Source organism: Bacteroides sp. NSJ-39, assembly GCF_014287315.1.
Lineage (GTDB): Bacteria > Bacteroidota > Bacteroidia > Bacteroidales > Bacteroidaceae > Bacteroides > Bacteroides finegoldii.
In genome coordinates this window covers 247,049-260,732 of record NZ_JACOOB010000004.1, presented here as the reverse complement: position 1 = coordinate 260,732, position 13,684 = coordinate 247,049, and the positions used below count along the sequence as shown (strand labels likewise).

At 42.5% G+C, this 13,684-nt stretch carries 11 protein-coding genes and 1 pseudogene; 6 read left to right on the top strand and 6 right to left on the bottom strand.

The genetic code is table 11. The features are described 5' to 3' along the window. Positions 1-72 precede the first annotated feature (72 nt). From H8S63_RS06865 to H8S63_RS06850, 4 genes and pseudogenes are all read left to right on the top strand, one after another. Positions 73-1,719 carry a diphosphate--fructose-6-phosphate 1-phosphotransferase gene (locus tag H8S63_RS06865; RefSeq protein ID WP_143867880.1) on the top strand — a complete coding sequence of 549 codons (1,647 nt, stop codon included), beginning with the start codon at positions 73-75 and terminating at the stop codon, positions 1,717-1,719. Between the two features lie 116 nt (positions 1,720-1,835). Continuing rightward, on the top strand, positions 1,836-2,726 hold the full coding sequence (locus H8S63_RS06860) for a glycoside hydrolase family 25 protein (RefSeq protein WP_022275034.1): 891 nt from the start codon (positions 1,836-1,838) through the stop codon (positions 2,724-2,726). Between the two features lie 102 nt (positions 2,727-2,828). Further along, a pseudogene (locus tag H8S63_RS06855) lies at positions 2,829-3,555 on the top strand (alpha-ketoacid dehydrogenase subunit beta); the annotation flags it as partial. Between the two features lie 12 nt (positions 3,556-3,567). Then, a complete protein-coding gene (locus H8S63_RS06850) occupies positions 3,568-4,074 on the top strand; it encodes a flavodoxin (RefSeq protein ID WP_186926272.1) in 507 nt (168 codons plus the stop codon). A gap of 112 nt (positions 4,075-4,186) precedes the next feature. Here H8S63_RS06850 and prmA read toward each other — a convergent pair whose 3' ends face one another. Next, complete coding sequence (gene prmA / locus H8S63_RS06845; RefSeq protein WP_186926270.1) at positions 4,187-5,035, bottom strand: 50S ribosomal protein L11 methyltransferase; 849 nt, start codon at positions 5,033-5,035, stop codon at positions 4,187-4,189. A 154-nt stretch (positions 5,036-5,189) separates the two neighbouring features. Here prmA and H8S63_RS06840 point away from each other — a divergent pair, with 154 nt between their 5' ends. Together H8S63_RS06840 and H8S63_RS06835 are read left to right on the top strand one after the other, a co-directional pair. Next, complete coding sequence (locus H8S63_RS06840) at positions 5,190-6,503, top strand: hypothetical protein (RefSeq protein ID WP_186926268.1); 1,314 nt, start codon at positions 5,190-5,192, stop codon at positions 6,501-6,503. A gap of 33 nt (positions 6,504-6,536) precedes the next feature. Beyond that, the gene (locus H8S63_RS06835) at positions 6,537-8,189 is read left to right on the top strand and encodes an OmpP1/FadL family transporter (RefSeq protein ID WP_186926267.1); all 1,653 of its coding nucleotides are present in this window, start codon (positions 6,537-6,539) and stop codon (positions 8,187-8,189) included. Positions 8,190-8,307: 118 nt separating this feature from the next. Here H8S63_RS06835 and H8S63_RS06830 read toward each other — a convergent pair whose 3' ends face one another. From H8S63_RS06830 to H8S63_RS06810, 5 genes are all read right to left on the bottom strand, one after another. Next, the gene (locus tag H8S63_RS06830; protein ID WP_007758945.1) at positions 8,308-8,778 is read right to left on the bottom strand and encodes a nucleoside deaminase; all 471 of its coding nucleotides are present in this window, start codon (positions 8,776-8,778) and stop codon (positions 8,308-8,310) included. Between the two features lie 33 nt (positions 8,779-8,811). Further along, the gene (locus tag H8S63_RS06825; protein WP_007757406.1) at positions 8,812-9,798 is read right to left on the bottom strand and encodes a Gfo/Idh/MocA family protein; all 987 of its coding nucleotides are present in this window, start codon (positions 9,796-9,798) and stop codon (positions 8,812-8,814) included. 311 nt (positions 9,799-10,109) lie between these two features. Continuing rightward, complete coding sequence (locus H8S63_RS06820; RefSeq protein ID WP_186926265.1) at positions 10,110-10,949, bottom strand: transporter substrate-binding domain-containing protein; 840 nt, start codon at positions 10,947-10,949, stop codon at positions 10,110-10,112. 17 nt (positions 10,950-10,966) lie between these two features. Further along, positions 10,967-13,009 carry a putative porin gene (locus H8S63_RS06815; RefSeq protein WP_186926263.1) on the bottom strand — a complete coding sequence of 681 codons (2,043 nt, stop codon included), beginning with the start codon at positions 13,007-13,009 and terminating at the stop codon, positions 10,967-10,969. Between the two features lie 121 nt (positions 13,010-13,130). After that, positions 13,131-13,673 carry a 2-oxoacid:acceptor oxidoreductase family protein gene (locus H8S63_RS06810; RefSeq protein WP_007758949.1) on the bottom strand — a complete coding sequence of 181 codons (543 nt, stop codon included), beginning with the start codon at positions 13,671-13,673 and terminating at the stop codon, positions 13,131-13,133. Between the last annotated feature and the right edge of the window lie 11 nt (positions 13,674-13,684).

Here is a 13,684-nt window from a genome sequence, read left to right as displayed (position 1 = left end):
AAGTGCGAAATTTGCAACGCTTTTCAAGTTTGATAAGAAACTTACTAACACCTTTAAATAAAAATAGAGAAAATGACTAAAAGTGCATTGCAAATCGCAAGGGCTGCTTATCAGCCCAAACTTCCAAAAGCATTGGCATCAGGAGCTGTTAAAGCAGTGGCAGGTACTGCTACTGAATCTGTAGCCGATCAGGAAGCTATCAAAGCTTTGTTTCCCAACACGTACGGAATGCCGTTGATTACATTTGAAGCCGGTGAAGCGGTAGCTCTTCCTGCTATGAATGTAGGTGTGATTCTTTCGGGTGGTCAAGCTCCCGGTGGACACAATGTGATTTCCGGTTTGTTTGACGGTATCAAGAAACTGAATCCGGAAAACAAATTGTATGGTTTCATCTTAGGTCCCGGTGGCTTGGTAGACCATAACTATATGGAGCTGACTGCTGACATCATCGATGAATATCGTAACACTGGTGGTTTCGATATTATCGGTTCCGGTCGTACGAAATTGGAAAAGGAAGATCAGTTTGAAAAAGGACTTGAGATTATCAAGAAACTCGGTATCAAAGCATTGGTTATCATTGGTGGTGACGACTCTAACACAAACGCTTGTGTTTTGGCTGAATACTATGCCGCCAAGAAGTATGGTGTACAGGTAATCGGTTGTCCGAAAACAATCGACGGTGACTTGAAGAACGATATGATTGAAACTTCTTTCGGTTTCGATACAGCTTGTAAGACTTATGCTGAAGTAATCGGTAACATCCAACGTGACTGTAACTCTGCACGTAAATACTGGCACTTCATCAAATTGATGGGTCGTTCGGCTTCTCACATTGCACTGGAATGCGCTTTGCAGGTACAACCGAACGTATGTATCATTTCAGAAGAAGTTGAAGCTAAGGATATGTCTTTGGATGATGTGGTAACATACATCGCTAAAGTGGTGGCAGAACGTGCTGCACAGGGACATAACTTCGGTACAGTATTGATTCCTGAAGGTTTGGTTGAGTTCATTCCGGCTATGAAACGTCTGATTGCTGAGCTGAATGACTTCCTGGCTGCTAACGCAGAAGAATTCGCTCAGATTAAAAAGTCTCACCAGCGTGATTATATCATCCGCAAACTTTCTCCGGAGAACTCTGCTATCTATGCAAGTCTGCCGGAAGGTGTTGCCCGTCAGTTGACTTTGGACCGTGACCCTCACGGAAACGTTCAGGTATCATTGATCGAAACAGAAAAACTGTTGTCTGAAATGGTAGCTACGAAGTTGGCGGCTTGGAAAGAAGAAGGCAAGTATGTAGGTAAGTTTGCTGCTCAGCACCACTTCTTCGGTTACGAAGGACGTTGCGCTGCTCCGTCAAACTTCGATGCGGATTACTGCTATTCTTTGGGTTACACAGCTTCTATGCTGATTGCTAACGGTAAGACAGGTTATATGTCTTCTGTACGCAATACCACTGCTCCTGCTGCCGAATGGATTGCAGGTGGTGTGCCTATCACAATGATGATGAATATGGAACGCCGTCACGGTGAAATGAAACCGGTTATCCAGAAAGCATTGGTAAAACTGGATGGTGCTCCTTTCAAAGCATTTGCCGCACAACGTGACCGTTGGGCTATTGAAACGGATTATGTATATCCGGGTCCGATTCAGTACTTTGGTCCTACGGAAGTTTGCGACCAGGCAACAAAGACTTTGCAGTTGGAACAACAGAAATAATCTTAACTGTTAGCGGTTAACGATTAACGGTAAATAATTAATTAACGATGGACGGTAGGTGTCGTATGACAGATTATCGTTCATCGTTTTTCACTAACCCTTAATCATTCAGTCATTTGTCGTCACGTAATAATCCGATAGCTGCAGTTCAAAAGAAAAAGACTGCTTCCGCCACTCGAAAAAAGGGAACTACTTCTTCTAAATCTTCCCGTGCTCCGAAAAGGGTGCAGATGAAGACGAGCCATGGTATGCCTGTCTGGTTGCGTAATATTCTGGCAGTACTGATTGTGGGTTGTTTCTCTGTTGCTTTCTATTATTTCTTTATCCGCCCTTATGCTTATCGTTGGAAGCCTTGCCACGGATTAAAAGAATATGGAGTTTGTATTCCTGACGGCTACGATGTTCATGGAATTGATGTTTCTCATTATCAGGGAAAAATAGACTGGCAGAAACTTCGGCAAAACAAGGAGACAGTGACTCCTTTGCATTTTGTCTTTATGAAGGCGACAGAAGGAGGCGATCATGGTGACACTACTTTCTCGGCAAACTTTGCCAATGCGCGTAATCATGGATTTATACGTGGAGCTTATCATTTTTATATTCCGAGTACAGATGCTTTGAAGCAAGCCGACTTTTTTATTCGTACGGTAAAATTGGATACCGGAGATTTGCCCCCTGTGCTTGATGTAGAAATGACCGGAAGAAAGAATAAGACAGAATTGCAGCAAGGTATCAAGCGCTGGCTCGACCGTGTGGAGGCTTATTATGGGGTAAAACCTATTCTTTATACTTCTTATAAATTTAAAACCCGTTATCTGGACGATTCTATCTTTAACGCATATCCTTATTGGATTGCCCACTATTATGTGGACTCTGTGAAATATCAAGGTAAATGGGATTTCTGGCAACATACGGATGTGGGAAATGTACCCGGCATTGAAGAAGAGGTGGATCTGAATGTCTTCAACGGTACATTGGAAGATCTCAAGAAGCTGACAATAAAATAGCAGCTGTTTCTTTTTCAAACAACTTATCTCTTCTCTTATTTGTTATAATCGTATTATTATTAAAAATATACGATTATGAACTTTGATATAGCTATTATTGATGGAATGAGCCGCTTTGATCCAAAGATTCATGTTGTGATAGAAGGAGCGGAGTTTGCCGATTATTTTTGGCCTGCTGTCGAACAATATGTGGAATGTACGCATGAATATTGGCGTAGGACTTTATCATTCTCAAAACATAGAAGGCGCTTTGACCACTTTGCCCGGAGCACGTATTGTCTGTCCGTCTTTTGCGGATGATGCAGCCGGGCTACTCCGTACCAGTATGCGTTCCAAAGGCTTTACTTTATTCCTTGAGCCGAAAGCATTGTATAATTCCGTTGAGGCTGCTGCAATCGTACCGGAAGATTTTGAAGTTCCTTTCGGAAAGGCACGTATTCGTCGTGAAGGGACAGATCTAAGTATCATTACGTATGGAAATACAACGCATTTCTGTCTGAATGCTGCGGAACGGTTGGAGAAAGAAAAGGGGTGGAAAGTAGAGGTTATAGATATCCGTTCTTTGGTTCCTTTGGACAAGGAAACGATATTCGAATCGGTGAAAAAGACGAGTAAGGCGTTGGTTGTACATGAAGATAAAGTTTTCTCCGGCTTTGGGGCGGAGCTTGCCGCAATGATAGCTGGAGAGATGTTTCGCTATTTGGACGGACCTGTGCAACGTGTCGGCTCTACCTTTACACCCGTCGGTTTCAATCCTATTTTGGAAAAGGAGATTTTGCCGGATGAAGCTAAGATCTATGAAGCAGCCAGGAAGTTATTAGAATATTAAACAGTATGGATTATGAAGAAGATAGGTTTGTTTTATGCTGCCAAAGCTGAAAAAACGAGTTGGGTGGCGGAAAGAATACAGAAAGAATTCGGTGAAAGTCATATAGAAGTGGTACCGATAGAACAGGCTTGGCAGAACGATTTTGCTGCTTATGATTGTTTTATTGTCGGAGCCTCCACTTGGTTTGACGGAGAGTTGCCTACTTATTGGGACGAGCTGTTGCCGGAGCTTAGAACGATGGATTTGAAAGGAAAGAAGGTCGCTATCTTTGGATTGGGAGATCAGGTACGCTATCCGGAAAACTTTGCTGATGGTATCGGGCTATTGGCAGAAGTATTCGAAGAAGACGGGGCGGCATTGGTGGGCTTTACTTCTTCGGAAGGATATACTTTTGAGCGTTCCAGAGCATTGCGTGGCAATCAGTGTTGTGGGTTGGTTATCGACTTGGATAATCAGTCGGACCAGGCAAAAAAGAAAATCAAGGATTGGTGTGAACAAGTAAAAAAGGAGTTTGCGTAACTCCTTTTATAAGCTATTATATATTATGAGGGTGTCATAATGAATAATCTGCGTTTTGACACTCTCTATTTTTATCCCTGTATTCTTTGTTTCTGTTGGCAGAGTAATAGTATTAAACTTTATAAATGAATTTCACTGCCGCCCAGCGATTCTTTTCTTTGTGATGGATGTAAGTCAGTCCGTTCTTTTCCGCTTCTTCGCGGATAACAGGGATGTCATCCACATAAAATCCGCTCATGTATAGTTCCGCTCCGGGATGCATACAAGTGACATATTGTCTCATGTCATTCAGTAGGATATTGCGGTTAATATTAGCTATAACCACATCAAACGGCCCTTTTCCGGAAAGTGAAGAGGCATCTCCTTGAGAAACGGCAATATTATCTACGTGGTTCAATTCGATGTTTTCGATAGAGTTTCGTACACACCATTCGTCTATGTCGATAGCGGTACATGGATGTGCGCCTTTCATTCGTGCAAGGATGGCGAGAATAGAAGTTCCACAACCCATATCCAGCAATGATTTATCTTTCAGCTCGCTATCCAACAGTTCTTCGATAATAAGGCTGGTAGTCTCGTGATGTCCTGTGCCGAAAGCCATTTGCGGATTGATTACGATATCGTATTCTGCTTTAGGAATATCCTGATGAAATGTGCTGTGGATTACACAACGGTTACCGATGATAATCGGTTGAAAGAAATTCTTTTCCCATTCCTCGTTCCAATCCTTGTCTTCTGCTTCTGCATATGTATAGGTGATTTCCGTATCGGATAGGGGAAATCCGGCGATTGCATTCTTTATGGAGGTTTCGTCACATAAAGTTTGTTGGATATATGCGGTTAATCCGTTCTCATTTTCAACAAAACTCTCGAAACCGGTTTCGCCTAATACGGCAGCTAATACATCATTTACAATCTCTGTGGACGGATTCGTATGAAAAGTGAACTCAAAATACTTCATAGTTGTTTCTAATGCTGGTGAATAATGTGCAAAGATAATCACAATTTTAGGGAAATCCCTACTATCCTTTGGGGAAAATCTCCCCAAGGCGATAAATCTCTTCCTTATCTTTGTAACGTGAATAAGTTTAAGTAATTACATAAACCCAGATGATATGAAAAAGATTGTTTACTTCTTGCTAGTTGCCTTGTGTCTCCCGATAGGCTTGATGGCACAAAGCGTTGATGACGACCTTTACTTCGTACCTTCCAAAGACAAAAAGGAGAAAAAAGAAACTCCGGTGAGGAAGGAACCGAAGAAACAGGTGACAAACATCTATACTTCACCGGGAACTACAGTTGTGGTTCAGGACCGTAGGGGGAGAACACGGGATGTGGATGAATATAACCGCCGTTACGATGCACGTGATAATGAATTCGTAATGGATAATGATACCTTATATATAAAGGAAAAATCTACTCCGGACTTGGACGGGGAATGGGTGACCGGCGAATTCAATGGTACGCAGGACGACTATGAATATGCCGAACGCATCATCCGTTTCCGTAATCCGCGTTTCGCTATCAGTATCAGCAGTCCGTTATATTGGGATGTAGTCTACGGACCGAATTCTTGGGACTGGAATATATATACCGATGGTATGTATGCTTACGCATTCCCGACATTCAGTAATCCACTTTGGTGGGATTGGCGTTATGGTTCATACGGCTGGGGCTGGAACTATGGTTGGGGCTGGAGTCGTCCTTATTATGCTTGGGGATATTATCCGGGCTATTGGGGCGGCTGGCATGGCGGCTACTGGGGTGGCTGGTATGGTGGTGGATATTGGGGACATCATCATCATTGGCACGGCGGTCCTAGCTGGGGCTGGGGCGGTGGAGGCCGTTGGACTGGTCCGACTTATACAAACCGTCGTTCGTATGGACAAAGCAGTTACAGAAATTCTTCTACTGTACGTCGATATGGTTCAAGCGCCACTCGTTCTGGTGGTTCTGCTATTCGGTCAACTGCTAGCTCGTCTCGTACCTCCGGATCAGCTTATGGCAGGGGAACAAGCACAACAAGACGCGTGGTAGGTACGCGTTCTTCGGATGAGCGTTATGGCTCAAGTACTCGTACGGGAAATTCATCACGTCGTGGCAGTATTTATTCTCGGCCAAGTAGTACTCGGACTAGTGGAACAGGAACCGGTTCTTCTTATTCCCGTTCTTCTGGAGTGAGAAGTGGCAGTAGTGGAACGAGAACATCTACTTACAATCGCGGTAGTTCTTCCACTCCACGCAGCAACTATTCTAACGGTAATAGTAGCCGTCGTTCATCATCTTATGGAACTTCTCGTTCATCATCTTCCCGCAGTTATTCACCTGCCTCTTCAGGTGGTAGTTCGCGCGGCAGCTATTCTTCCGGTGGGGGAATCGGCAGATCTTCTGGCGGAGGAGGTTCTTCTCGTAGCGGTGGTAGAAGATAAAACGAAGGGTATTAATTAAATGGAATGAAAGGTATGAAAAAAATAGTTATGGTAGCTGTATTGGGACTATTTGTTTCTGCAGCTTCGGGATTAGCACAGACTGTTTATGATGGTGCTAAACTGACAGGAAAAGATTTAAATGGAACTGCCCGGTTTGTCGGAATGGGAGGTGCTATGGGGGCACTTGGTGGAGATATTTCTACCATAGGGACCAATCCGGCCGGTATTGGGCTCTATCGTAGCAGTGATATAATGACTTCTTTCGGTTTCTCATCTTATGGAAGTGAAAGCAAGTATTTAGGCAGTAAGTGGAATTCGGATAAAAACAGGGCTTCATTTGATAATATCGGATTTGTATTTTCATCAAAGATCGGAAACACTACTCCCTTACGCTATGTGAATTTTGGATTTAACTATCATAAAGCAAAGTCTTTCTATAAGAATATGGAAATGAACGGTGATCTTGGTAATTATTCACAGGCCTTCTTGATGGCTTCTCTGTCTGACGGAATATCAAATTGGGGAAATCCGTTTGATACTAATGATATAGGTTGGCTTTCTGCGGTGGGATATGAGGGATATGTAATCAGTCCGAGCCTTACAACTACGCAGAATGAATTTCCGTATAAAGATAAGGAAGGTAATCAGGTAGTAGATAATGAGGGAAAGCCTCTGTTTTATGATTATGATTATTATAATACAATCGTTCCGGATGGAGTAAGTCCATACGCACGCTTTCATTCGGAAGAACGTGGTGGCATAGATCAATATGATTTTAATATCGCTTTTAATTTCAGTGACCGTTTTTATCTGGGGCTAACAATTGGGGCTTATTCCATTGATTATAATAAGTACACCTCGTATGATGAAGATTATGGTAATGAAACAGGATATAAACTGCAAGGTTGGAATAAAATTACCGGATCAGGTTTTGATTTTAAATTCGGAGCGATTCTTCGTCCTTTCGAGTATTCACCTTTCCGTATAGGTTTGGCTATTCATACACCTGTTTTTTATAGTCTGGATTATAAGACAAGTGTTTTTATGCAATCAGATATTTGGGATCCGGTAGCCAATGAGATTACCTATCGTGATATAGATTCTCGTGATTATTTGCCTGGTAAAGATGATATGGTTCAGCGCTTTCGTTTTCAGACTCCGTGGACTTATAATGTAAGTTTGGGATATACGGTAGGTAATAGTTTAGCTTTAGGAGCGGAATATGAGTATCAAGACTACTCTTCAATAAAATTTAGAGATCCTGATGGATATGCTTCCGCTTTCGAATGGGAGAATAGTACGACACCTATGTTGAAAGGCGTGCATACAGCTCGACTAGGTTTGGAATATAAAGTGGTACCTCAGTTTGCTTTTCGTGCAGGTTATAACTACAGTTCGGCGGCATTTAAGAAAGACGCTTATAAGGACTTGGCAATAAATTCTATTCAAACGGATACGGATTTCGCTAATAGTAAATCGCTGAGTAACTATACGTTAGGTATTGGGTATCGGGGTTCTACATTTTATGCTGACCTGGCATATAAATTCTCTACTTATAAGGAAGATTTTTATCCATTCATTAATGTAACTGTGGATGATGAAGGTGTTTTAATAGCTTCACCGGACGCTACGAAAGTAACCAACACCCGTAGCCAAGTCCTTTTTACAGTCGGTATGCGTTTCTAAACCAGATCAGTTTTCAATTTCAATAATAACTTTTGTGTGTAAAGAATCCCTGGAATGCTGAGTGTCTACAGCACTTCCGGGGATTTCTATTAGTCGTCCGGTATGAACGGTTGTCCGTCTAATACTCTATTTTATCCTCCTTGTTCATCCATGCTTTGAAAGCGGAAATAGCTTCCTCGTGCAATAAAATCTCAGAAGGAAGTTTTCTCTCTTCCGGTTTCAGTTCCAGTTCATCATAGATGAAGGAATCATCGAAGCCAATATTTTTTGCGTCGGTTTTATTGTTGCCATAGTACATTTTGTCCAACCGTGCCCAGTAAATGGCACCTAAACACATGGGGCAAGGTTCGCAAGAAGTATATATCTCATAGCCGCTAAGATTGAATGTACCAAGCTTTGCAGCGGCAGCGCGTATGGCGCTTACTTCGGCATGAGCGGTAGGATCGCAGGAAGCGGTGACACGATTTACTCCGGTGGCAACTATCTCTCCCTCTTTAGTGGCAATCACAGCACCGAAAGGACCTCCACCGTTCTCGACATTCTCCTTTGAAAGCTCGATGGCTTTCCGCATCAATTCTTCTTTAGTCATGGTATAAAATAGATTGTTAGTTTAATATGAGGATTATATCTTTCCAAGAATCTTATCCATTACCCAGTTGGTCAGTGTCGCACTTTCACCGTCGCAAGAACAGATAGATTTGCCCAATAAATGGTCTACTACCGCTTGGATAAGAGGTTGCTGTACATGTTCCGGGTTGCCGATACAGATTTCTTCCCTTCCTTTTTCTGTGTGCAGGCCGATAGGTTCGTAAGTGAAGACAGAAAAACAAATCATTCCTTTGTCCCCAATAATCTCTATACGGTCTTCGCGAGCTGAATCATGAGCTACAAAGCACCAGGAACCACTGCCTACCAATCCGTTATCGAACTGGAAACAAGCGCTCAACGTATCTTCGGCAGGATAAAGCCCGCCGCGATTGCTCTTGTAGCCGTTTGCTTCGAGGATACATCCGAACATATCCTGTAATAAATCAATCTGATGCGGAGCAAGGTCGTAGAAATAACCACCGCCTGCAATGTCAGCCTGTACACGCCAGGGAAGATTTTCACGGTTATAATCCAAGTCACGTGGCGGTTGGGCAAAACGGATCTGTACATTGATTACGTTACCGATAGTTCCGTTTTCTACCAATTCTTTTACTTTCTGGAAGTAGGGAAGATAACGGCGGTAGTATGCAACGAAACAGGGAACTCCCGTTTCTTTGGATATGCGGTTAATGCGCGTACATTCTTCGTATGTGACGGCCATCGGTTTCTCAATATAGGCAGGCTTACCTGCTTTCATCGACATGATGGCGTATGTAGCATGGGATGAGGGAGGAGTAGCGATATAGATAGCATTCACTTCCGGATCATCTATAAGTTCTTGTGCATCGTCATACCATCTCTTGATACCTCTCTCTTTGGCGTATGCTTTTGCTTTCGCACCGTCACGGCTCATCACGGCTACTACTTCCGAATGTTCTACTTTTTGGAAAGCAGGGCCGCTTTTAGTTTTCGTCACTTCTCCGCAACCGATGAATCCCCACTTGATTATCTTTTCACTCATAATACAATTACCTATTTGCTTATTCTAATAAACTCCAAAGATAAAGCAATTTTTTGTCAAGAGCAACTTTATTGATTATTAACTTAGTGGAGGAATTTGGAAAATAAAGCCTCTATTTTGCTAAAATGGAGATGTTGTTTGTATGGAATAGATTTTCCGTTTCGGGTGGATAGGACCTTTGCTCTTGTGAAAGCATATCCTATTTGCAGTATAAAGGCAGGTGAGTAGAGATAAGCCCGGGGATGAAGGACAATATGCCAATGGGGAAAAAAGTATAGGATTGTTTTCGTTTAGTAAGTAGATTGATAAGGTTATTTTTTATCATAGTATTTCTTGTAAATCTTTTGATATTCTTCTTCCTTCTGGAATCTATCCAGCCATGCATTCAAACTGTCGAGTAAGACAGGTGATTGTTTGCTGACTGCCCATGAGTAGAATTGTGTGAAACTGATTGCCGTATTGATATCTATTTGCGGCAAAGAATCAGCGGCAGCCTGTGCGATACTTTCATCACATACGGCATAGTCGATGTCTCCATGTGCCACAAGCGAAATCAATTGTTCCGGGCCGTATTTTTCTATTTCCTTTATATAAATGGTATCTCCAATCTCATTTCCCAAGTTCTGAATACGCAAGATTGACGGGGAACCCTTTATAACATGGAGTGTTTTTTGCGCTAAATCCAATTGACTGCGTATGTAAAGGGAATCGTTTTCTACGGTTGCTTTCCGTTGTACCAGCACTTGTTTGTTAAGCACGATGGGAGAGGTGAGCAGTAAGGAATCCTTCAATTTGCTGGTTGCTAATATACCGTATGCTATTACGTCATAACGGTCCTCGCTCAATCCTCTCAGACGATCCTCAAAACTCATATAAGGGCTGATGTCAACTCTTAGTCCTTTATCTCGGCCGAATGCCTGTATCAGTTCATAATTAAACCCTGCAACCGTATCCCCGTCTACATAAAAACTGATGGAATTATACTCTGTCGCTACACGTAATACACCTTCTCTGATAATATCTGCATAGTCGTGTGGGGGAAGCGGTTGTTTTTGCTGATTGTCGCATCGACGGAAACAGAAGAGTAGTGCCAGTACGATAATTACAGGTATCAGATATCTGAGCAATCTTATTTTGGGGCGTGTCACCATAAGCTGCAGAAGTTTTATCAATCATAGAAGTTCCATGAAAGGCCGAATTTCAGCACACGTGGGTTGATAGGGTAATGAGGAGACAGGAAATAATTCGGTCTGCTCATTCCTTGATTCACGTGATACATCATTACATAGAAACGTGTACGCTTTAAATGTAAGTTCGCGTAAACATTTACAATAGGATAGCCGCCTATCTCTACCTGGTCGTCTGTCGGTTGCAGATGGAAGTTCTGAATGGCGGGCATATATGCAGGGGCATTGTATTTGGTAAAGTATCTCAAATCGGCACCTAATTGTACGCTGAGCACTTTTTTTGCCAGTTTGAACTGCATATAAAAGTTATGATATAGCGAGAGGTCCGGCAAGGGAAGCACGGTCTGGTCGCTGGACTTCTGCCAGGTCACCTCATTGTCCAAGTGGAAGATACCCAATTTGAAGTCCTGATTAAGACTTGCTGACAACACTTGCAGACTTCCGCTTTTTTGTTCGGGCAATGCTTGTTGATTGAAATAAGTATAGTTCTTTATATTCTCGACTCCTGCTTTCAATTTTGTCCTCCAGCGGGCAATGCTCAACTCTCCTTCAATGCGGGTGCGAAACTCCTTGTCCATATCATTGTCCCACCAGAAATGCTTGGAGTGATAGTGGCGCATATAGAACGGAGCCAGTTTATTGCTGACCTCTCCACGGGCTATAAGACTGACCGTATCTTTCCACAGAGGAAAGTTCAGGTCTATATCGCCTTTTACATTAAACTGTCCGATTGCTTTTCCTCCCAGTCCCACTTCACCGATGGCATGATAATGGAGTACATTACCTTCACGTTTGGACAATTCGCCTCCTACGAATATCTCATTCTCATTGTATTTGTCATTACCTATGCCTTCCAGGTTCATCAGTGTATATTTGCTGATTTTATAGGAGGCAAATGCCGTCAGTCCGGCTTTGGCATATTTATTGAACCCTTCCAACAGAGCAATACCTACGGTGTTTTTGATTCCTATATAGGTCGTACTGTCTTTTACTAATGGATTATCAGGTTCTAAATAAGTGTTCTGATAGTAATCTTTCACGTCATCTTCAGAATGGAAACTATGCCGTGCACGTTCCACTTGAACGGTATGTATAAAACTGGTGACCGGAACGAATTCTTGTTTGGCGGGAGTAGTGTCATTTTCGGCCTGTGGTATGTTGCGTCTGAATCCCAGATTGTAACGTTGGGTCAGGAATACGTAAAAGTCATGATTTCGATTGGTTGTGGCATTTAATACCGTTTCCATATTGGTTGATTCATATTCCCTTCCTCCTTGTGACATTTCTTCTGGGGCAGTGATAAATCTGTCATCGGTAATACCTCCGTTCTCGTTTGTTTTCAGATAGTTATTGCTGTATATGGCTTGCATTTGGTAGCGGTCGCCGATATAACTACCGAAAAAAGCTGCATTGAAATGTGATGTGCTTTGATTATTGTAATATCCCCGTCCGTACAGATAGTCTATGTTGAAGCCGAAAGCCAGACGTTTGTTTACATTGACAGAGAAGTATGATTTGAAACGTTCTTCCCCGTTCACCTTGTTACCGGCTTTGTGATATGTCAGGTTGGTATAAGGTACGTTACTGTTCGTAAAGTTGAATTCCGTAGGACGGATAAAGAAACTGGAGAAAGGCTCCATGAAAATAGTTGGCTCAGGGTCACGACGGTCGAAGAAAATACGTGACATACGGGGAGAACCCATATTGGCCAGATAATTGTAATGTCCGGTCAGCCCGTCAGTCAGGTTCGTGTTCTGGAAATGATGATATGCAGTATCCGCCGGAATCATAGTCCGGTCGCCCAACTGGTTTTTGATACGCCACATATATAATTTAGGAGGCAATCCCTGTATCTCAACATTTGCACTGTCCAGCTTGTCCGGAATCATAGCAGGGTCTACCTGGTTGCCGTATTGGTCATAGCCGTTTTCGTCGATTACCTGGCGACCATTGTCGAACTGTGCATGAACACTTGTCAGACCTATAACGGTAAGTAATATATATAATAGTAAGATTCGTCTCATAATTGGAGGCAAAGATACTTACTTTAATTGATTTAATGATAATGGATAATTGAAAATTATGTTGCATACGTACAACACGTAGCTAATAATTATCAATTATCCATTGTTCACTATCCATTAATTAAACTTCGCGGATTAGCTCCATACCTTTCTTGATAGCTTCCTCGTTCATAGGAATCAAGTGGTGGTGGCGTTCTGGCAAAGTCTTTTTCAAGCCTTTGATGACATTTTCTAAAGTTACAATCGGACGAAGTTTCAGCAGACCGCCTAATACGATCATGTTGAACGCTTTAGCGTTGTTCATTTCGTTGGCTGCATCCATTGCGTCGATACGGTATACTTTGATGTCTTTGCGGGTAGGAGGGTTGATTATTCCGTAACCGTCATAGATCAAGACACCACCGGGTTTCACCTTACTTTCAAACTTTTCGAGTGAAGGCTGGTTCAAGATGATGGCGGCATCGTATTTACTAAGAATCGGTGAAGATATCTTGTCATCGCTAACGATTACTGTAACGTTGGCAGTACCACCCCGTTGTTCTGGACCGTATGCCGGCATCCAGCTCACTTCCTTGCCTTCCATCAAACCGGAATAAGCCAGAATCTTACCCATAGACAATACGCCTTGTCCACCGAATCCTGCTATAATTATTTCTTCTTTCATTGTTCTGTTGA